General features: G+C 57.6%; 22 protein-coding genes. 15 read left to right on the top strand and 7 right to left on the bottom strand.

Going from position 1 to position 18,543, the window contains the following annotated elements:
• Positions 1-124 precede the first annotated feature (124 nt).
• Entirely contained in the window at positions 125-1,201 is a 1,077-nt protein-coding gene (locus tag ACN9MB_RS13660) for a contractile injection system protein, VgrG/Pvc8 family (RefSeq protein WP_426269271.1), read from the bottom strand.
• Positions 1,201-1,404 carry a helix-turn-helix transcriptional regulator gene (locus ACN9MB_RS13655; protein WP_426269270.1) on the bottom strand — a complete coding sequence of 68 codons (204 nt, stop codon included), beginning with the start codon at positions 1,402-1,404 and terminating at the stop codon, positions 1,201-1,203. The genes ACN9MB_RS13660 and ACN9MB_RS13655 overlap by 1 nt, the downstream gene beginning before the upstream one ends.
• 353 nt (positions 1,405-1,757) lie before the next feature.
• Between ACN9MB_RS13655 and ACN9MB_RS13650 the strand changes: the two genes are divergently transcribed.
• Both ACN9MB_RS13650 and ACN9MB_RS13645 read left to right on the top strand, forming a co-directional pair.
• Positions 1,758-2,306 carry a helix-turn-helix transcriptional regulator gene (locus tag ACN9MB_RS13650; RefSeq protein WP_426269269.1) on the top strand — a complete coding sequence of 183 codons (549 nt, stop codon included), beginning with the start codon at positions 1,758-1,760 and terminating at the stop codon, positions 2,304-2,306.
• Positions 2,307-2,467: 161 nt separating this feature from the next.
• Positions 2,468-2,728 carry a hypothetical protein gene (locus ACN9MB_RS13645; protein ID WP_426269268.1) on the top strand — a complete coding sequence of 87 codons (261 nt, stop codon included), beginning with the start codon at positions 2,468-2,470 and terminating at the stop codon, positions 2,726-2,728.
• Positions 2,729-2,926: 198 nt separating this feature from the next.
• Here ACN9MB_RS13645 and ACN9MB_RS13640 read toward each other — a convergent pair whose 3' ends face one another.
• Positions 2,927-3,106 carry a DUF3606 domain-containing protein gene (locus tag ACN9MB_RS13640; RefSeq protein ID WP_426269267.1) on the bottom strand — a complete coding sequence of 60 codons (180 nt, stop codon included), beginning with the start codon at positions 3,104-3,106 and terminating at the stop codon, positions 2,927-2,929.
• A 180-nt stretch (positions 3,107-3,286) separates the two neighbouring features.
• On the bottom strand, positions 3,287-3,754 hold the full coding sequence (locus ACN9MB_RS13635; RefSeq protein ID WP_426269266.1) for an Hsp20 family protein: 468 nt from the start codon (positions 3,752-3,754) through the stop codon (positions 3,287-3,289).
• A gap of 311 nt (positions 3,755-4,065) precedes the next feature.
• Between ACN9MB_RS13635 and ACN9MB_RS13630 the strand changes: the two genes are divergently transcribed.
• The 6 genes from ACN9MB_RS13630 (at position 4,066) to ACN9MB_RS13605 (ending at position 8,701) form a co-directional block, all read left to right on the top strand.
• The gene (locus tag ACN9MB_RS13630) at positions 4,066-4,476 is read left to right on the top strand and encodes a hypothetical protein (RefSeq protein WP_426269265.1); all 411 of its coding nucleotides are present in this window, start codon (positions 4,066-4,068) and stop codon (positions 4,474-4,476) included.
• Between the two features lie 414 nt (positions 4,477-4,890).
• Positions 4,891-5,259, top strand: coding sequence for a type II toxin-antitoxin system RelE/ParE family toxin (locus tag ACN9MB_RS13625; protein ID WP_426269264.1), 369 nt, complete (start codon positions 4,891-4,893; stop codon positions 5,257-5,259).
• Positions 5,256-5,732, top strand: coding sequence for a helix-turn-helix domain-containing protein (locus ACN9MB_RS13620; protein WP_426269263.1), 477 nt, complete (start codon positions 5,256-5,258; stop codon positions 5,730-5,732). Before ACN9MB_RS13625 ends, ACN9MB_RS13620 begins: the two co-directional genes overlap by 4 nt.
• A gap of 2 nt (positions 5,733-5,734) precedes the next feature.
• Positions 5,735-6,436, top strand: coding sequence for a DUF3606 domain-containing protein (locus tag ACN9MB_RS13615; protein ID WP_426269262.1), 702 nt, complete (start codon positions 5,735-5,737; stop codon positions 6,434-6,436).
• 293 nt (positions 6,437-6,729) lie between these two features.
• Positions 6,730-7,461, top strand: a complete 732-nt coding sequence (locus ACN9MB_RS13610) for a hypothetical protein (RefSeq protein ID WP_426269261.1) — start codon at positions 6,730-6,732, stop codon at positions 7,459-7,461.
• A 976-nt stretch (positions 7,462-8,437) separates the two neighbouring features.
• Positions 8,438-8,701, top strand: a complete 264-nt coding sequence (locus ACN9MB_RS13605; RefSeq protein ID WP_426269260.1) for a type II toxin-antitoxin system HicB family antitoxin — start codon at positions 8,438-8,440, stop codon at positions 8,699-8,701.
• A gap of 150 nt (positions 8,702-8,851) precedes the next feature.
• On the opposite strand, the gene ACN9MB_RS13600 is transcribed toward ACN9MB_RS13605, so the two are convergent.
• Positions 8,852-10,069 carry a tyrosine-type recombinase/integrase gene (locus tag ACN9MB_RS13600; RefSeq protein WP_426269259.1) on the bottom strand — a complete coding sequence of 406 codons (1,218 nt, stop codon included), beginning with the start codon at positions 10,067-10,069 and terminating at the stop codon, positions 8,852-8,854.
• 461 nt (positions 10,070-10,530) lie between these two features.
• Here ACN9MB_RS13600 and ACN9MB_RS13595 point away from each other — a divergent pair, with 461 nt between their 5' ends.
• The 6 genes from ACN9MB_RS13595 (at position 10,531) to ACN9MB_RS13570 (ending at position 15,902) form a co-directional block, all read left to right on the top strand.
• Positions 10,531-10,791, top strand: a complete 261-nt coding sequence (locus ACN9MB_RS13595; RefSeq protein ID WP_311842229.1) for a hypothetical protein — start codon at positions 10,531-10,533, stop codon at positions 10,789-10,791.
• A gap of 30 nt (positions 10,792-10,821) precedes the next feature.
• Positions 10,822-12,258: a hypothetical protein gene (locus ACN9MB_RS13590; protein WP_426269258.1), complete on the top strand. Its 1,437-nt coding sequence runs from the start codon at positions 10,822-10,824 to the stop codon at positions 12,256-12,258.
• Between the two features lie 211 nt (positions 12,259-12,469).
• Positions 12,470-13,444, top strand: coding sequence for an ImmA/IrrE family metallo-endopeptidase (locus ACN9MB_RS13585; RefSeq protein WP_426269257.1), 975 nt, complete (start codon positions 12,470-12,472; stop codon positions 13,442-13,444).
• Between the two features lie 242 nt (positions 13,445-13,686).
• Positions 13,687-14,274: a hypothetical protein gene (locus tag ACN9MB_RS13580; protein WP_426269256.1), complete on the top strand. Its 588-nt coding sequence runs from the start codon at positions 13,687-13,689 to the stop codon at positions 14,272-14,274.
• A 109-nt stretch (positions 14,275-14,383) separates the two neighbouring features.
• On the top strand, positions 14,384-15,418 hold the full coding sequence (locus tag ACN9MB_RS13575; protein ID WP_426269255.1) for an exodeoxyribonuclease VII large subunit: 1,035 nt from the start codon (positions 14,384-14,386) through the stop codon (positions 15,416-15,418).
• A 52-nt stretch (positions 15,419-15,470) separates the two neighbouring features.
• Entirely contained in the window at positions 15,471-15,902 is a 432-nt protein-coding gene (locus tag ACN9MB_RS13570; RefSeq protein ID WP_426269254.1) for a hypothetical protein, read from the top strand.
• A 109-nt stretch (positions 15,903-16,011) separates the two neighbouring features.
• Here ACN9MB_RS13570 and ACN9MB_RS13565 read toward each other — a convergent pair whose 3' ends face one another.
• Positions 16,012-16,908 carry a hypothetical protein gene (locus ACN9MB_RS13565; RefSeq protein WP_426269253.1) on the bottom strand — a complete coding sequence of 299 codons (897 nt, stop codon included), beginning with the start codon at positions 16,906-16,908 and terminating at the stop codon, positions 16,012-16,014.
• Entirely contained in the window at positions 16,905-17,468 is a 564-nt protein-coding gene (locus ACN9MB_RS13560) for a hypothetical protein (RefSeq protein WP_426269252.1), read from the bottom strand. Before ACN9MB_RS13560 ends, ACN9MB_RS13565 begins: the two co-directional genes overlap by 4 nt.
• Positions 17,469-17,894: 426 nt before the next feature.
• On the opposite strand from ACN9MB_RS13560, the gene ACN9MB_RS13555 reads away from it, so the two are divergent.
• The gene (locus tag ACN9MB_RS13555; protein ID WP_311842237.1) at positions 17,895-18,215 is read left to right on the top strand and encodes a helix-turn-helix domain-containing protein; all 321 of its coding nucleotides are present in this window, start codon (positions 17,895-17,897) and stop codon (positions 18,213-18,215) included.
• Positions 18,216-18,543 lie beyond the last annotated feature (328 nt).

Here is an 18,543-nt window from a genome sequence, read left to right as displayed (position 1 = left end):
TCGGTTGGGAACTTGGTCGTCGGCGCTCCGTGCTATGCCACTGCACTTAACAGCGGACTTGCGGAAATCCCACCACATAGCGCAGCCGCGCGCCTCCGGTGAATAGTCGCTTTGCCTATACATGTCAGGTATTGGCCTCAATATTAGTAACCGTGCTGTCCGTAGCATCTTCTGAGCTTGGGTCACCGTTTGGCTTCTCGGCCTCTACGTCGCATCGATACCCACTACCAGGCGAAACCTGATGGCGAACACGCGTGACCAGCCAGTTACCCGCGATGCCTTCCCGGAACGTCCCGTCCATCACAAGATTCATCTCGGCCGCGATGTCGGTTCGACCGGCGATGGTGAAGCTAAGCTTCGACTCGCCGCGCGCACGCCGGGCCAGCTCCGATTCGATGGCTGCGGTTGCCATGGCGGCGTTCTTGAAGCCAGCGCGAAGCCGCCTTACGGGATCACCACTGCCCACGTTTACTTGATGTCGCGTAGCGGTGCGGTTGTCGCGATAGAACGCAACGACGGTGCCTGCGCTATCCCGGCGGACCATCGACCTACGGAGCGAGCCCGGCACAACGTCTGTGCGCGATAGCGAAATCGTCTGTAGATCGGCGCCGCTGACGAGCGACTTCGAGTTTCCGCGCTTCGCAAATAACAACTTCCCGCCGGCAGGCTTGGCAATGGCGTCGTAGCGGTTCGCCAGGCGCACCAGCAGATTGATATCCGACTCAGCCGACTGGTCGATATGCGGCAGTTGAATGTTCGCCAGCTCGGGCGACGTTGCTGCCGTCATGCCGTGCTCACCTGCCATCTTCGACACCATGGCACCGATTGTGGTGTTCGCCGGCCAACTGCGTGTTTTCTGTGTCTGAAAGTCGCGCTTGCCCTTCGGCGTACCCTCATACGGCGCAGCATGCGCGCGGATCGTCATGGTAGCCGGCGCGTCAGTCAGCTCGATTTCGTTGCAGACGAACAAGCCCTTTGGCATGAGATTGTCATTGAAGCCTAGCCACACCTGAAGCTCTGCCCCGGTAGGTGGAATCTTCACGGGTTTATTTGGATTGCCATCAGACATCGTTACTTCGAAGGTGTCGGAATTGAACCCGGTCTCGTCCGTGAGCACTAGTCCAATGAAGCGGTCAGCCAGTAGCGCCGTTACGTCCTTGTCGTTCGCGGTGACTTTGAAACTTGGACGGTAGGTGGCCATTAGTGGACCGTCCCATTCTGGGCCATCCACTCGCGGACGCTTTCGACCCGCCAAACCGTTACCTGGCCGCTAAGTTTGACCGGCTTAGGGAACTTGCCCTCCTTAACCCAATTCCAGATCGTGGATTTGCAGACAGGTACGACGCCGGGTACAAGCTGGGCGAGGCGGATGTAGCCTTCGGCTGGAAGAGAGTTGTTAACCACAATGAAGCTCCAAAACACAGTTGTCTGAGGGGTGCTTCAATTCTTGGCAATCGACATGGGCAAATCCTCTATGGGCATTTCCGTCGAAATGTGTCTGCCTGAACTGATCGCAGCCCAATCTTGTCTAAGGCCGATATCGGGGGCCTCGCTGGGGATGTCCACAGGCGGATGCCGACCATGGAGGCAGAGTCGGATAATCATTTTTCTGCGTCTTCAGGCTTGGTCATGTCGTGCTGGTAGTGCATGAAATGCTGCACTAATGATTCACTACATCCTTCGGTTGTCATGAGGCGGACTCTTGTGCGGCACTACGAAGTGCGGAACTCTAAGTCGTCGCGAAAGTTGTCTTCTTTATGCCGAAACCATCGATTTTGCTGCCACTTGGTGAAACCCTTGACCTTCAAGAGGCCGCCGACTTCCTTCGCCTTGGCTATGAGGCGATGAAGCAACTTGTGACAGATGGCGCTGTACCAGCTCTCGTGCTGAATAGGAAACACACTGTGATACTGCGCGATGAATTGGTCTCCTATGTGCGCGTAGAAGGCCGCAGGCAGGCGGAGGAACGACGTCGAAAGAATTGCCCGACAAAAGTGAGGCTTGAGCCGAAGCTCAGGGGTGGTGCACGGACACGCGCTATTTTGGAGAAATTCGAAGCGGCTAATCGGGTAAATGTGCAAGGTTCTTTCCAGTCGGCGGTTGATAGATTGGTGTGTTTAAACGAGGTGATCGCCACGATTGCCGTGAGCCGCGCCAATTTCTATCGCATGATGAGGGTCGGTCGATTTCCCCGGCCGCTGAAAATCGGCGCTAGGAATTGTTGGCTCGAGAGCGATGTGATCGCGTTCATTGATGAATGCACGAAGCGACGGCAATCTTCAGAGAGTCCCGGCCGCGCGATCTGATTCCTGAAACGAAGGCCGAACTCGAGAAGGCCATATGGCGATACCGCGGTGATCCCAGTCAGCCGAAGTGATGGGGCTTGCAGGCCTTGACCATTCTTACACCGCGAAAATTCTGACTTCTCTCATCGCAGGGGCTGGTACTTTTGCGAGGTGATTTTGCAATGGCCGACGTCGTAGGGTTGCATCAGGGTGTCCACTACGAGGCGACGTACCGCGAGCAGGGCGAATCAGCTCTCTGGAGCGCTACCTTGATGCGCGGTAACGAGCTGATGCTCGCTGAGGGATCCGTTTCAACCACCGGCACCGACTGTCTGGACGTTTCCGTGCTGGTCCATTTTGCCGTGCAACGCCGGATAGAAGACTTCTTCCGGTTGATGCCGCTGTCCGGGCAGCGTCCCAGGCAGTACGCGAGCGGCGGATAGAAAGAGGGGCAGCCCGAGGATCACAGGCTGCCCCGGCGCCCGCCCATTGGCTCCGACGGCACAGGGGTTGTGGCCATAGGCCACGGAACGAACACCAAATGGGCGGGCGCGAACCAAGGCTATTTCCGTCCGGCTCATGGCGCGGTCAGCGCATTGTCGAAACCATCATCACGGGGCGGCCTGCCACCGCGCTGGCACTCACCGCTTGCCCAGAGCCTTAGCCACATCCTTGGCCATGACGCCGGCCCGCCTCACGGCGTCCTTGAGTTGCGCCTCGGTGACGCCCCATTTCTTGGTCCAGTAGCGGACTTCATAGTCCTCATTGACGTTTACGCGATCGGCATCGCGCGGCCCGCGGTTGGTTTTGTCGTCTGACACGGCAATTGCCCTCCTGGTTGGGTCCCTACGAATGGCACGGGGTAGGTCATCGCGTGGTCAAGGTCATGCGACGGAGGTGTGGTCCGGCAAGCGGCGCCCATGAAAAAGGGGCGGCGGCTTGCGACCACCGCCCAACATGCCAGGGAGTGAAACGGAGACGTAACTGCGCTGGGTGATTGCTTAGGCCGCTTGGGTCTCTAAGCGACGGGGCTCAGCCAACGCCTTACCGACCGTGCCAATGGGTATCTGGCGGGGTTTTAGCGCTTCCGGAATCTCGCGCTTGAGGTCGATCACGAGAAGCCCATCGCGCAGATCCGCAGAGACCACCTGCATGTGTTCTGCAAGCTCGAAGCGGCGGGTGAACGGCCGATTGGCAATCCCGCGATGCAGAACCTCGCCAACATGGTCTGTGGGGCGCTCGCCGCTGACGGTGAGCATGTTGTCCTGAAGCGAGATCTGCAGGTCGTCGCGAGTGAACCCGGCAACGGCCATCGTGATTCGATACTGATCATCGCTGACCTTTACCGAATCGAAGGGCGGCCAGTTGTCCGGCTGCGGCGTCCGTGCCGCGCTCTCAAGGAGTTCGAAGACGCGTTCGAAGCCAATGCTTGAACGGTGTAGTGGTGAAAAGTCGAGCACAGTGCGCATGGCCATATCCTCTGGTAAGCAACATGGATTAGGGACTGTCACCGCGCCGCTGGGCGCGGCGTCCGCCGATCCCGTAGCGATCGGCGGCGCAAAAAGATACTCATCGCAAAACGCTTGGCAAGGGGGTTTTGGTAGGCCCGTTTAGCATTTATTTCTGTTGGCGAAACTGCGCGGCGCCGGCAGAAGCTGGGCCCTGTCAGGCGCGAAGGATGGAGGATGTCCCCGGCACAGACGCAGCCCATCCGGTTGCGCACAGTCTTGCGCGGACCTAATCTGGTCTGGCACGAACAGCCTTCACAGGGGGAGGCTCTATGATCATGCAGATATTCGCCAACGACGCCGCGGCGGCGGTGAGCGGTGAGCCTATGGTTAGCGCACCGTTCCTTCGCCGAAGGCCTGCTTCAGCCACCAAGGCGAAGGAAATCGCGGTAGCAGCCTCTCAGCAAAGGCGAGCACGGTCATCGCGAATGGTTGGAGACTGTCACGTGAGTTACACGAGGGAGCAACTGACTGCGCTCTTCGAGGATCTGGACACCGAGTTGCGCAGGCTCAAGTCGGCGGGCCGACCGGAAGAAGAGCTCTGGGACGCGTTCGAGCGCCTCGTTCATGTCCCTGCCATAGCCGTTGACCACCGGGACCGCCTCTGGTGGTGGGACCAGGTGTACGACGCCATGGAGCACCACGGGCTGACGGAACTCAGCAGTGAGCACATGGCTGGATAATTCCCTTGCGTCAGCCGCACGACCATACCAGGGACTGGCGGTCGCCATGCAGGTGCCGCCCCGGACGAGACGTCATGCCGAAAATCGGACATCGTGCTGAAGAATGAGACATTCTGCTGAGGATGAGATGCCTCGCCGAGTCGTGAACTGCACGTCCCTACCGATGTTTCGACGGGCTATTTCTTAGAGCCTATGCCAAATAGCCTATCCGTGCAGTTTGGCATTCTATGTGATTGATAATTTGACTCTTTTTTGCCTCAGTTTGCCGTCTTGAGCACCGAATTTGACGATTGCGTCACGTCTCGCCATTCAGGTAGCTTGCGAATGCCTTAAAGCTTCCACGATTCGACGCGATATATGCAGGAAGTCCTGCCCCGTGGACCTTGAGTGAGGATAACCTAGGAGTTATATTGCGTGACGTGGGCTGTCGAATACATGGAAGAGTACGAGGAGTGGTGGTGCACACTCGATGAGGCGACCCAAACCGAGATCATGGCAAACATCCTGGTTCTCCAAGAAGTCGGCCCTCAGCTAAAGCGTCCTCGAGCTGACACTCTCAAGGCTTCCAAACACCCCAACCTTCGCGAGCTGAGAATTCAGTACTGCGGAGATCCGTATCGAGTTTTTTATGCTTTTGATCCCCGCCGAGTGGCGGTCTTGTTGCTGGGCGGCAACAAGAAGGGATCGACTGACAAACAGTTTTATGGAGCGATGATTCCTGCTGCAGATGCGGTCTACGCCAGGCACCTCCAATCTCTCAAACCCATGGGACCAAAGAAATGAGCAAGCCCCTTTCTGGCCTCCTTTCACAGATGTCGGCGCCAGCTCGCACCGCTGCCGAAGCTCGTAAGGCTGAATTGTTACGCGATAGACCCTTCGCGTTCATTCGTGCTGCCCTGGGCTTGCTGCAGGGCCGAGTGGCGGAAGCGCTCGGAGTGAGCCAGGTTGCAATCTCAAAGTTGGAGTCTAGAGGCGATTTCCACCTTTCGACACTCGCTACGTTCGTTCGCGCCACAGGTGGTCAGTTAAAAATTCGGGCCGACTATGCGGGACGCTCGTTCTCCATTGTCGAAGCCGATGTCGGCACCAAGAAGCCGCGATTTCGAGTGGAAGACGTCCTCGAAGATGTTTCCTATCAGACGGCCGCGCCGGGCTGGACAACTGCGGGTCGCGTCTCCATGCGATCGGTGACGCCGAAATTTGTTGTGGCGGCGAACGACCATCAATATGCGGACTACGCCTGCGGAGCTGCTTAAGGATGACGGCTGAAGGGAACGACTTGCTTAAGAGGGCCCATGGCGCTCTTGCTCTGACGGATGTCTATATTCGTGATTCAAGTGCGGCACTTGACGATAGGTTTCTACCAATTGTCGCGTTGAATGATCAGTGGGAAGTGCAGACCAGAATTCAGACTTCGTTTCACCGCGTTGTCGAAGGAAGCGCGGATTCTTCCGATGGGGACGAACCAGCGGAAGCTGCTACCTTCGTGGAGTACAAGGTGGTCACGGGCGCGCGCTTCTTGCATCCGTCTTTATTAGACGGTGACGGCGCACCCGCGATTGCCGGTGAAGTTGCTGTGGTTTTCGCGCTCGTTTATCGAGCTAGCGAGGCTTTGCCGAACGACGTATTGGGAGAGTTCGGACGTCGTAATGCACCCTTCCACGTTTGGCCTTATTGGCGAGAGTTCTTACATTCGACTACCGGGCGGATGAGGCTCCCGCCGGCTGTCCTGCCAATGTATCAATATAGCCAGCCAACGGCGCCGACGGTCGGTGGCGAGCACGATGCTGGAGAGGTCTCCCAACAGCCCCAACTTGTCGTTGATACGAAGGGGATGTTCGATCTCGCGTTTTGGTCGACAGCTATGGGTGTTACCAAAGACCAGCTGCGTGAAGCAGTGACAGCAGCTGGCTCTTCGCCCGAAAAAGTGCGCGCATTTCTCAGCGAGCATGCTCATTGAAATGTCAGCAACAGAGTTCCAGAAAAAGGCCCCGCTCCGGCGGGGCTTTTTCTTTGTCCCGTTTGGCTGTCTAAGCGTGTAAAAATAGCAGGTACGGTTCTGTGCAATCAGTCGGTTATCTATGGCCGAAGTGTAAAAAGAACGAGCGCAAGTGATTGAGCGTCAAGCTTCCAGCTAGTAACTTAAAATCCCTAGGGTTAACGGGGGCGCGCCCACATTAGCGACTTGCCCTGACGCCTAATCGCACGGCATTCAACCTCCGCCGCACTCTGCATTGAATGGAGCATCGCACGATGACATTGGGCGAAGGTCTCGGGTTGTTCGCTACCTTGATCACAATCTGCGTCGCCGTCTACGGTTTGGACTCTTGGCGCCGCGAGCATTCGGGTCGACGACAGATCGAGCTGGCGGAGGACACGCTGGCGCTATTTTATGAGGCGGCCGACGCCTTGAGGCACATTCGCCATCCCGCGAGTTTTGGGTACGAGACCAAGGACATTACTCGGCACGACGGTGAAAGGGATGCAGAGTTTTCCGCCCGGAAGAACGCCTCAATTGTATTTGTGAGAACAGCTCAATATAGCGAGCTGTTCAACAAGCTTCATTCCATGCGCTATCGCTTTATGGCGCAAATTGGAAAGGATCAGGCCAAGCCTTTCGAAGACATCCGGCGCATTGTGCTGGATGTGGAGAATGCAGCGTCATCGCTTGCTCGACTATGGCCCCGCGAGGACTTCAGAACGGAGGGCAATTTCGCCAGCCACTGCGAATCTGTCGAGCAATTGGAAAACATCTTCGGCTGGGGTCCGAAAGACCCGATCACCCCGAGAGTTGAGAAAGTCATTGAAGCCATTGAAGTCACTTGTCGCGCCGTGATCGCGGGCAGCGGAACGCTTTATGGCGCACTGAATATGCAACTCGGGAAGCGCCGTGGCGTAGAAAAAAGTTGGCCAGAAACTGACCAGGTAGCGGACAAAACCGGACAACACAGACCCACTAAAGAAAAATCTTCCCCAGTTAATTAATAACTTAGATGGCTGTATTGGTGGGGTGGGAGTCGAATCCACGTCAATCCCCAACGAGTCGGGAGCCTGACCGTTCTCTCGTGCCTTGCGGTTTCCGGGCTGCTGGCTTTGCCAGTCCCATGGCCGCTCGGTCGCTGACCCTCCGGTCAAAGATCTGGGATCACTCTGGTGAGCTACCCGCCTGGCTGTTTGCCCACCCAGGCTGCTGGGGTATTACTGCCCAAACGCGGGCCGCGCGCATTCCCCTCTTGGCTCCCTTCGCACCCCATAGGTCAGCGGCTCATCAGGGCAAACTGAGCAGATCCGAGGTCGGGGTGCGAAGAAACTTTGCAACAAGCATCTCCTCACTCCTATTTTGGGATACGCACGATGAGCCTATCCGTGTCCCATCGCGAATTACAAGTCTGGTCGCCGCCAACGATCTAATTGGCTGGTCGGGTGACGTGTAAAATTAAGCGGCAGTAGATAGGAGGATGGCCACTCCGCTTCGGAAAGTATTGGATCGGCTTTGGCTAGTGACCACGACGGTGATCCGACGGCGCCCCGTCGAGAAACACAAGCGGCCGTCGAAGGAAAATTTACCCAAGAATTATGCAGCGTGAAATGCAGGAAGGTAGTCAGAACCTAGCTGATTACTATAAGAATGAAGTGTAATCTGCCGAATTTAATTGAATTCGTGCTTGCAACGTAAACATAAAGTGCAAATCGAAAATTCCACCCAGATATGAAACATTGCGGTGTCTGACGCGCCGCGACGGTCACCCCTTCAGGGAGGACCCAAAATTTGGGGGAGGCATGGCAGGTGGAACGTTGGAACGCCGTCTTTATTGGTATGGAACGTTGCGTCCATGTGGCGGGAATGGCTTCGCACGGTCATTCCTATTGATTTTGGAACGCTGGAACGCCGGAACGTCCATTATTATGTCGGTTGCGGAGATCGTTGATGTTCGTCCTAGTGCGACCCGAGGAAAGACAGATGAAGTACCCGGTTGCGATCGAAGCAGGGAGCGACACCACCGCATGGGGCGTCGTTGTCCCCGACCTTCCCGGCTGCTATTCGGCGGGTGATGGCCTCGCGGATGCCTGCGAAAACGCGAAGCAAGCCATTGCGCTCTGGGTCAACTCGGCCAAAGAGGATGGGCAACCCATCCCCGCGCCCAAACCGCTATCGGAACATCAAGCGAATCCCGAGTTTGCTGGTTGGGTATGGGAGATGGTCGAACTCGATCCGAGTATCTAAAAAGGGGAGGGCTCCTATCCTCCTTTTATGGAACGTCGGAACGCCGTTGCTCATGGTGCGGAACGTTCTATCGATTCGCTAGGAATGGCTCTGCAAAGCCATTTGTATCTGCTTTGGAACGTTGGAACGTTGGAACGTTGGAACGCAATCCTATGCTGCGGACGAAATTTGGATGATGTTGGCACCGACACGCAGTTGGTCCAGATAGTCCGCCCACGCAGCCATCATCTTGCGGCGCTCGGCGAGATGCGCAGTTCGGTTGTAAGCGCGGCCGTTGGGGTCTTTGACCGCATGCGCAAGCTGTTGCTCGATATAGTCCGGACGAAAGTGAAGTACTTCATCCAACACGGTGCGCGCCATAGCGCGAAAACCATGGCCGCTCATCTCTTCGGTGGCGTAGCCCATGCGCCGCAAGGCGGACAGCACAGCATTATTGCTCATGGGGCGTTGAGGGCTTCGCGCGCTGGGAAATAGATAGCGACCACGACCGGTCAGAGGGTGCAGCTCTCGGAGAATTTCCACCGCCTGCGGTGCCAAAGGCACAAGATGCGGCTCTCGCATCTTCATTTTCTCCGCGGGGATATTCCATTGCGCGTTATCCAAGTCGAACTCGGCCCACTCTGCTTGCCGAAGTTCGCCAGGGCGCACGAACACTAGCGGTGCCAGCCGCAAGGCACACCTTGTGACAAACGAGCCTTGGTAGCCGTCGATGGAGCGGAGCAGAGGGCCTATAGAATTCGGATCGGTGATGGCAGCAAGGTGGGTTTGTTTAACTGGCGGCAAAGCGCCACGCAAGTCAGCTGCGGGGTTGCGTTCCGCTCGTCCCGTAGCGATCGCGTAGCGCATCACCTGCCCACAGTTCTGCAGAACGCGGTGTGCCGATTCGACGGCACCGCGATCAACGATCCGATTCACAGTGGTAAGCAACTCCTTAGCAGTGATGTCTGCAATAGGTCGACCGCCAAGCCAAGGGAAGATGTCGTTCTCAAGGCGCAGCATGATTCGGCTGGCATGCAATTCAACCCACGCTGCCGATTGCTTGGAATGCCATTCGCGAGCGATGACCTCGAAACTGTTCGATGCCCGCTCTTCACCTGCAGCCTTCTCAGCCTTGCGCTGCTCGCCAGGGTCAACGCCGGCAGCAAGCAACTTACGCGCAGCGTCACGCTTGTCGCGCGCGTCCCTCAACCCAGTATCGGGGTAAGTGCCCATGCTCAGTGTTTTGCGTTTGCCGGTGAAGCGATAGTCCAAGCGCCACCAACGCGAGCCGTTCGGATTGAGTAGTAAGTAAAGGCCGCCGCCGTCCGCTAGCTTGCGGGGTTTGTCGGTCGGCTTTGCGTTCTTTATGGAAGTGTCGGTAAGCGGCATGGCGGTAATCCCTTTGACGGTAACCGCGCTGGCGGCGACCCCTGTTACTGTCAAAGTTACCGCCACCTACCGTCGGATGCCAATACCTTGCACTGGACTCGGTTGGACACAAAAAAGGCCGGAACCTTTGCTGTTGCTAGGGTTTCCGGCCTTCGTTGGTCTTCGTTGGAGCTTGAATTGGTGGAGGTGGCGGGAACGTTACGACGGCCTGCCACAACCCACTGAACCTGAAGGCTTTCGGCCTCTGACGAGGCGCGAAAAACGATACCCAAAACGGGACCTGGTGAGATTAGCATCCCTGTTCTTTTGCCGGCCAGGGGCGGCCAAGCCGAGGGCTAATCTGTCGTGATGGTTTGATGTGGTGGCAGACCCGTGGCGGGAGTTGAACCGGCGTCCCGTTTTTCTCGGTCGGTTGGGTGTGCCGGCAAGATGGATGACCAAACCCGATCGAGGCCCTCACCATGGCAACCATCACTTATCGTCCGAAAAACCACATCGAGGGCGCCGAAGAGGCACCGGAGGTCTGGGGCTGCCATGTGGCGATGCGAGAAGACGGATCTTTCGAGATCAATGTAAAGGGGGAAACTGGACTTCACATGCTGTCAGCTGCGATGGACGCGCTTCGGCGCATTGAAAGGCTGCGAGCTGAACCCAGGTTTGAATTCAGGCATGAGGGAATGGCCGACATGCTATCGTCGTTAAAGACGCAGATAAGCCTTTAACGCTGCACTGGCTGGCACAGGGGGAGTGCAATGAGCGAGCCTGTAACGCTCTCGATGGCTTGGGGAATAGACGCCGAAAATCTCGATAAGGCGGGCGTCATCGACGTCACCCTTAACTGCGACACGAACCTTTTCATTGATCCACTGCTGCTTGATGAGGCATCAGATCCTGATTTTCGGGACTGTGCCACGAAGGCCTATGAGCAGCGTTTTAATCAGCTGATTGATCTTTTGGTGGCATCCAAGAAGGAGGGGGATGTTGCATGGCGTGCGGCAGAACGTCACCTGTCCTTCCATGAGGTCCCCTTCACCCATCTTGGCTACTCGTCCGGAACGGGGGGCTCTGGTTTTGGTTCTAAGCTCAGTGGCCATCTGCTCGTGGTCGCCAAGGAGGTCGTTGACCTCGGCGTGGTTAACCCTGATCTGTTCATGGCACTGGCACTGTTTGAGGGTGGGATCGGGGCCGATCGGATCAGCGACATGACCACGAACATTGTGGTCGACTGTCTCGCCAGATATACCCACGCGGTGGCGACGAACCTTGGTCGCGCCGTTGCCCCATTCACGCTCGCAGGCACCACTTACCAATTGCCGCCCAATCCCTTGAACACAAGGGAGCCGTTACTGCTGGTGCCCAAAGACATCGTTAGGGATCTTCCCATCGCTGCCGATTGGGACGCGATCGCCACCGCAGCCCAAGAGACGCAGGATCTCAAAGATCGAGTTAATCAACACGTTGGGGAGTTGTGGCGTGCCAGGACGGTTCGGGAAAAGAACGAAGTCTTGAAGTCAGCGATGGCAAGCAAGCAGTCGTTTGAGTTTTTTTTGGACTTGGTTCGGAGCGCGGTAGATGAACCGTATGATGTGAGGGGGGACCACCGCGGGGAAATCTACCCTGCCGAAATCCGCAAACAGATCGCCCAGAAAGAACCTTTGGATCTTGCCCGGTATGGTGGCAGGACGCTGACGCTCGATGAGGTAGACGCCGTTGTCGTTGCCATCGTTGATCAGTTCAAGCATTTGATCGAAGACAAGGGGCTGTGGCGCGAATGCTGGAACCCGCGCCATACAGTTCCGAGGCTTGAAAAGGCGATGCAGCGGTTGTTCTATGCGGTTGCGGCCGCCTACTGCGACGCCAATGGGCTCGACATTTCCCCTGAGTCCGATGGTGGGTCGGGCCCAGTGGATTTCAAAATCTCCGCTGGCTCGAACTCCAAGGTCCTAGTTGAGCTTAAACGATCAAAAAACTCGAAGCTGGTGGGGGCCTACACCGAGCAGTTGGACGCCTATCTGCGGGCAGAAGGGGCACAGAGAGCCCATTACCTGATCGTGGATGTGGGGAACTTAACGCCAGCGAAGATTGCTGGGTTGTCCACGGCGAGGAATGCGATCTTGGAGACTGGAAAGCCGGCACCGTCCTGGATTGTTGTGGATGCTATGCCCCAGGCTTCGGCGAGTAAACGTTAGCGAGCACCTGATGGGGTATGGGACGCCAGGGATGGTTCAATACTTGCCTAACATAAAGGGCGGGGCGTAACCTACTGACATGAAAGGTGGTTTGTGTATCCGTTGGGCCGGTGCCGGCGAAGTGGATGCGGTTCGCTGCCCTGCAACGGCTAATCCATAGCTTTGGAGTGTGACGGGTATGTCCGGAGCGCTCGATTGACAGGGAGCTCCCGTGAACAAGCCTTTGAAAGCACGTATTGCCGAACTCCGGCATTTGCATCAGAACCCATATGCGTTCATCGAATACTTGGACGAACTCGATGAGCCAACATCGGCGCCGATGGAGTTGGCTGACGCCGATGGCGCAAGGCTAAGTGCGAGCCGCAAGGTATTGGAAGATCCCTACGCCTACTTGGATGGGGACGGTGGTTTCAGCGCAGGCATCGCCGAGGCAGCGGCCACCACGCGTTCGAACGATGCGGGATCGAAGGGCGCACATGCGGCTCCTGCCAACAATCAGAAGCGCCGTTATAACGATGCAGAGATCGAGGCCAAGGCCATCGCATTGCAACGCCGGCTTTGGCGTGAGCGAGATCAGTTGTGGGAAGGTGCGCCGCCCACGAACCCGATCGAGGTGTTGGACATCCGCAAAGCGCTGGGTCTCGTCGGCTATGACCTCGTTTTTGAAAGTGGGCTGGGTAACGACCCGAGAACCCATATTGAAGTGGCTGGCCTGATTGACCGCGATGCAAAGGTGGTCAAGGCGTCACTTCAGTTTGTGGAGCCGGCCTATCAGCGGTTCACCCTAGCCCATGAGCTGGGGCACGCGGTTCTCCATCCTGATGCTGGCGGCATTCACCGCGATCGGCCACTTGATGGCGTGACACGTTCCCGCGAACCAGGGGAGCGCGAGGCTGACCGGTTTGCTACTTTCTTTGTGATGCCGGGGAAGCTGCTGAGAGAATGCTTCGTGCAGCGGTTCGGCACCGAGTGCTTTGTGTTGACAGATGACACCGCCTTTGCCTTATCGAGAACGACGAGCGATGCGGTGCAGGAAAAGAACCCCACGCTGCGCCATCTCGCGCGGACGCTTGCCGCGGCGGAAACCTACAACTCACGTGCCTTCAAATCGCTGGCTGCCCAGTTCGGGGTTTCGGTTGGAGCGATGGCTATTCGCCTTGAGGAGTTGGGCTTGTTGAAGGCGTGAGTGTTCCGGTCGGCAACTCAGAAATGGTGGGCCTTCACGGCCGCTGTCCGACGATTTCACGATCAGGACGACCGATGGCCACTCGTTCTTTGGTGGCCTTCCGACACGGCCGTAGTGCGCCGGCTGGAACCGTGAGGGTGCCAAGCCTGCCCTTCGATGTGAAGTTGAGCGGCCGCATGGCTGTCTCATGCCACGAGACCCCTTCCATTAAACTGGCACCAGGCTCCCGAAACTGACTTTGCATGGATTACCGATCTTTTGAAGGTGTCGATGACGCCACTGAGCACAATTTGCGGGTGCTTGAACATCGATCGCAACAGGAGCCCTATGGCGAAGCCGAAGACATGCAGCAGATGCTCATGCATGTCATCGGCACTCATGGGCTGTTGCCGAAACCTCTGCGTGCACTGATTCCCATCAGCCGCTGCTACACCGGTGATGGTCACTACCGAATGTCGTCAGAACGCCGGCAGCAGCTGTGGCGAGACATCAACAGCGACCTGCGTGAAGGTTTGGACCGGGTGATCGCCGAGCAAGCCTGCGTGGCCGTCGATCCATCCGGGCTGGCAGATCGGCCTGAAACTCAGGGTGAGCGGATCCTCGCCCTGTGTGAAAAATTGAAGTTTGCTGGTTGGGATATTGAGCTTGCTCAACAGCTGCAAAGAGTGGGGGCAGAAACCGAGGTGGCTGGTAAGGCCAGGCAACTCGAAGCACTGTTCCGTCGGAGGAACTTCCCTGACGTCGACGCCCACGAGCGGGAAATCAGTGATTTGACTGCGCGCATCAAAATGACCGCTCAGCGGCTGCACCACCGGCGCGGCCTCGTTTAAGGCGCGGCCGATTCAAGACATCGCACTCGACGCCGATGAAGACACGAGGGTCTCTGTGCCTCGATTGTCCCAACATCGATGTTTCGAAATCTGCTTAAAGGCCGTCGCCATGGATGACGCACCCCCTAAGAGTTCGCCGCCCCTGGAAAAGAGTAAGCAGGTGCTGCCAACCGCTTTTCCCCAGGCGGTCCTCACGGTGGATCACCTGTTGCCGCTCATTCAATTCAAGAAGGTGAGTCAGCCACTGCGGGTGCGCGGACGAGTTGAGGACGTCGGCACCTGGCAAGGAAACGGCTTTGGCTACTGCTATGGGGGTCTGGTTGGTGCCAACTGGACGCTTCCGTTTCGTGTTCCATTGGCGGCCGCTCCCTACGATGGCGAAGACATCATCATTGCCGGCGTGCTGACGGTCACGAAGGACTTCAAGGTTCAGCTGCAAGGGGACATCGAGGGCCGGTGGCAGTCCCTGCACAGGGAGCCCCAAGAGGCCATCCCAAAGCGCACGCGATCGGTGCAAACGTTGGCCAAGTTCATGGAGCACCATCCCGTGAAATCCATCGGCTTTCTGGTTTCAGGAACTGGTTGGGGTGACCTTTGCAGTGCGGCCAATCTGCCTCACCTCGCCGCTTGCCATCGTGAGTCCGCACACTTTGGCGATGAGGTTCAGTTCGTTCAGGCGCTTGACCGGCTGCTTAAAAAGAACGTCGCGGCGGTGGTTGTGGCGCGCGGTGGCGGTGAAAAGCTCATAACGATTGGCAACTCGTCCAGGGTGGCAAAGGCCCTGATTGAGACGGGTCTTCCGTATTACACGGCGCTGGGGCACTTCGACAATTTGCATTTGCTCGATCGCCATTCCGACGAGAGCTTCATTGCTCCAACGGACGTCGGGCATCGAATTCGCAACACAGAAGAGGAGCTCGGAGCACGTAAGGCCGCGCAAGCCGAGAGCGCACGCCTTCGCGGTCAGCTCTCTGAGGTAAAAACGGAACTGACCAAGAAAGAGGCCGAGAACCAACGCGCATCGGACCAGAACGTGGCCTTGGAGAAGAAGCTGGGCAAGCGCGAAACGCTGGTGTGGGCCCTCGTTGGAACTTCGATCGCGTTGCTTGTGGCGGTGTTGCTGCTTTGGTTTCAGGCGAACTGACGTCCTGCCGCGGCTTGTGAAGGCCATTTCGAACTGACTCAAGGAGAGAAGAATGGGTGAACAGAACGTGGTTGTCCCGAAGCAGTATTTCTACTCTGGTAAAACAGGGCCGGATCCCGACGGCCTGAAACGAGCGTTCATGAAATCCGGAGAACTAGCAGTGGCCAGGGGATGTTCGGCCATCAATCTTGCGGTGCCGAAGAAAGGAAACCTCGACGGGATCATGGAGGAGGTTCTTGGCGAACAAGCCTGTGATCTTCTGCAAAAGAACAACGAGCTCCCGCTTGATTCGATCACCATCTACTTGGTGACGAAGCGCGTGCCAATTAGCTTCGAGGGCCCGGTGGTGGCTGCCTGGGCTGACATGGAGCAAATCAAAGAACTAAACGCACACTACCGGACGAAAGACCTGATCTATCTGGCGTGGCTCGATGAAGAGCTGGCTGAGTTCAAGCGCGCCTTTCCTGTCTCGGAAGAGATCTGATACAGCGAGTAAGCGGTCGCCGATGGATGAGAGGCTGCGGGTGTGGGGTGCCTTCACCAGAAAAGAGCCGCCCGAGGGCGGCTCTTTTCGTATCACAAGGGGCAAGTCATCACGGCGTGGCCCCTTGCGGTGCAGAGCGGCTGGGTGGGGTCAGCACAATTTTGTTCTGGTTGTCCGTCAAGATGATCTTGTCGATCTCGACCTCCACGTCATACATGGTATGGCTGCGCTGCCACGTCGACGTGCGCGGGTGCTTCGGTTCGCTGACAGTAAAGAACACATAGGCGTTGTCGGCCATCTGCTGCCAGCGTGAGCCCAGCGACGGGTCTGCGTTGAAGAGCAAGGCAAACTGATTTCCGATGTAGCCTGGACGCCAGCCTGGTTGGAGCCAGTTCGGACCGCCCAGACGGAAGTCAACATCATTGGGCGAGGCAATGATCGGAAGTCCTCCACCCAGAATGACCACGCCCTTGCCAGGTGGAAGCGTTTGCCCTGCAGGATCCACACGCGTGTCCACTCGGATGGAGCCGCGGATGTAAAACTTCCTAGTGCCGGCCATCGTCGACATACGTTGTTGCAACGTTGCCATGGTGGCACTTGGGTCATTCGCCTGTTCGAGCGACAAGCAGCGCTGAGCATCTTGTGGCGAGAGTTCGGATCTGTGGAGCAGGGCATAGCCCACAAACTCTCGATCACAGACTTGCCGGCCGCCCACGGTATTGCCAAAAGGATCCAACGCCGCAGAACCGAAGCGGAGGTGCGTGTAGCCATCGATGGTGTCGGGCGCATACGTCGGGTAAGCCCATTGGTTATTGCCTTGGCTCTTGGCGCGTAGGCCATCCGACCCGGCATGGGCCGTTGTGCTGGTCGTGGTGCCGTGGGTCAGTTGGTTGGCAACGGCTTGTCCCGTGTTGCTCAGCAGGCGTGACATGAAAGATTGTTGGGCAAGCGCGGCGCCAGGCAGCAACACCCCAAGCACCAAGGGGTGGAGGGCAGGGCGGATCATTGTGCACCCCCGGCCTTTTGCTCGAAGAGCACCTGGTCGCTGGCACCGAGCACCTGGACCTTTGTGATCGCCGCCTGCACCGTGGGTGTGCCGCTGTCATCGGTGCCTTGGGCGAAGGCATAGATCTTCAAACGCAGCCCATGGCCCTTGTCCGCGAGGGCCTCCATGGTCCGCGCCGTGGTGTCATCGGTGACGTGCAACGCGCGGAAGTCCGCGCCGTTGCTCACCGTGATTTGCCCATACGGTTGATGGTCTTCGTAGAACTGGGCGGAGCCGCCGAACTGGAATAATCCCGTCTCAACGGGGAAGGCGTGCGCATTGAAGTCGAAGTGCCGGATCTGCGGATAGTCGTTGATCCAGGTGATGTAGCGATGATACTTGGCCTCGGCGATCGCCGCCTCGAACTTTGGCTGCATTCCTTGGAGGATGTCGTGCTTCTTGAAGGAGTCCCGTGCATCCCGGTAGTCGCTGGACGTTGCCCCCGCCATGAGTTCGAGCTTCGGCTTGGCGGACAGGGCGCTGTTCAAGGCCAGCACTTGCACCGCGCTTTCGATTGGCACGTAGGCCTGGTCGGTGTGCTGGCGTCCGGCTTGGGCGCAGAAGCCGGCAGGTTGGCCATGAGAGCACGGGCTTCGACGGGGGCTTTTTCCGTCCCCGGATTGGAATGGGAGCAAGCCCCCAACAATAACGCGGCTCCGATGGCCGCAAGGGTTGGTGCGTTTCGCATGATGAACCCCTGAGCGCGCTGCTCCGTTTCTAACCCAGCCGGCAGCGCGCGGCGGGGCGGCCCAAACCATGGCCTTGGGGCGAAGTTTTGATCATCGATCCTGAGCTGAACCGAAAAACGGTTCAAGTGAGATAATGGCCAGAGGCGATGTAGACCAAAAATCTCCATAAATCACGCGATTTATCCGTGAATGGCCTAAGCTTTTCGATGGGTATGAACTGAAAAATAGGTCACGAGAGTCGCCCGCTACGGTAGGGGCATGGCAACGCGGACACTGAAAACGAAGAGCGTCGACCGCGGCGAATACGCCGTGGCCTGGGCATTGCTCAAATCCGCGCGTCTGGCCGCAAAACTCTCGCAGCGTGAACTAGCCGCCAAGCTGGGCCGAACCCAAACCTTCGTGGCTGATGTCGAGTTGGGGCGTCGAAGGGCTGACATCCTTCAACTCTACGAATGGACACACGCCTGCGGCATCACGTTGGCGGCTTACGCGCATCAGGTCGAGGCCACTCTGGACTCATTGCCCAAGCATCTGCCCAGTGCCGTTCGGGTTCCGAAACCGCGCGCGCCAAAGAAGTAGGCGCTACCTCGGGAAGTGGCATTGCGCCGGAGATTGAGGTGACGCCGACCGTGAACGACCTTCGGCAACATCATGACCCAGTGCTCGCGCGGGCTTTGGCTGTCCTTCGTGCACCGACGACGCCATGATGGTTCCGCTGTGGCGAATCCGCTTTCGGCCGAGAGCTGCATCCACGGGCTGCCCAACGGGTCCCTTGCAAACATATCTCCCTTGGCGGCCTAGTTCAGCCGTTCAACACCGTAGGACACCAACATGTCGCAAACGCTCGAAGGGTGGATATTGCTTAGGGTAGAGGATCAGCTTCGTTGCCTCGCCAAATGGTCCTTGG

The sequence above is a fragment of the Dyella kyungheensis genome (assembly GCF_049913195.1).
Lineage (GTDB): Bacteria > Pseudomonadota > Gammaproteobacteria > Xanthomonadales > Rhodanobacteraceae > Dyella > Dyella kyungheensis.
The sequence above is the reverse complement of the archived record's forward strand: the minus strand, read 5'-3'. Positions and strand labels throughout refer to the sequence as shown.

What these genes read in the sequence shown, in the direction of transcription:
- ACN9MB_RS13580 (WP_426269256.1), top strand. Translation starts at nt 13,687, where the DNA reads ATGGATTACCGATCTTTTGAAGGTGTCGATGACGCCACTGAGCACAAT.
- ACN9MB_RS13605 (WP_426269260.1), top strand. Translation starts at nt 8,438, where the DNA reads ATGAAGTACCCGGTTGCGATCGAAGCAGGGAGCGACACCACCGCATGG.
- ACN9MB_RS13555 (WP_311842237.1), top strand. Translation starts at nt 17,895, where the DNA reads ATGGCAACGCGGACACTGAAAACGAAGAGCGTCGACCGCGGCGAATAC.
- ACN9MB_RS13565 (WP_426269253.1), bottom strand. Translation starts at nt 16,908, where the DNA reads ATGATCCGCCCTGCCCTCCACCCCTTGGTGCTTGGGGTGTTGCTGCCT.
- ACN9MB_RS13590 (WP_426269258.1), top strand. Translation starts at nt 10,822, where the DNA reads ATGAGCGAGCCTGTAACGCTCTCGATGGCTTGGGGAATAGACGCCGAA.
- ACN9MB_RS13660 (WP_426269271.1), bottom strand. Translation starts at nt 1,201, where the DNA reads ATGGCCACCTACCGTCCAAGTTTCAAAGTCACCGCGAACGACAAGGAC.
- ACN9MB_RS13610 (WP_426269261.1), top strand. Translation starts at nt 6,730, where the DNA reads ATGACATTGGGCGAAGGTCTCGGGTTGTTCGCTACCTTGATCACAATC.
- ACN9MB_RS13650 (WP_426269269.1), top strand. Translation starts at nt 1,758, where the DNA reads ATGCCGAAACCATCGATTTTGCTGCCACTTGGTGAAACCCTTGACCTT.
- ACN9MB_RS13645 (WP_426269268.1), top strand. Translation starts at nt 2,468, where the DNA reads ATGGCCGACGTCGTAGGGTTGCATCAGGGTGTCCACTACGAGGCGACG.
- ACN9MB_RS13595 (WP_311842229.1), top strand. Translation starts at nt 10,531, where the DNA reads ATGGCAACCATCACTTATCGTCCGAAAAACCACATCGAGGGCGCCGAA.
- ACN9MB_RS13635 (WP_426269266.1), bottom strand. Translation starts at nt 3,754, where the DNA reads ATGCGCACTGTGCTCGACTTTTCACCACTACACCGTTCAAGCATTGGC.
- ACN9MB_RS13570 (WP_426269254.1), top strand. Translation starts at nt 15,471, where the DNA reads ATGGGTGAACAGAACGTGGTTGTCCCGAAGCAGTATTTCTACTCTGGT.
- ACN9MB_RS13620 (WP_426269263.1), top strand. Translation starts at nt 5,256, where the DNA reads ATGAGCAAGCCCCTTTCTGGCCTCCTTTCACAGATGTCGGCGCCAGCT.
- ACN9MB_RS13575 (WP_426269255.1), top strand. Translation starts at nt 14,384, where the DNA reads ATGGATGACGCACCCCCTAAGAGTTCGCCGCCCCTGGAAAAGAGTAAG.
- ACN9MB_RS13600 (WP_426269259.1), bottom strand. Translation starts at nt 10,069, where the DNA reads ATGCCGCTTACCGACACTTCCATAAAGAACGCAAAGCCGACCGACAAA.
- ACN9MB_RS13630 (WP_426269265.1), top strand. Translation starts at nt 4,066, where the DNA reads ATGATCATGCAGATATTCGCCAACGACGCCGCGGCGGCGGTGAGCGGT.
- ACN9MB_RS13615 (WP_426269262.1), top strand. Translation starts at nt 5,735, where the DNA reads ATGACGGCTGAAGGGAACGACTTGCTTAAGAGGGCCCATGGCGCTCTT.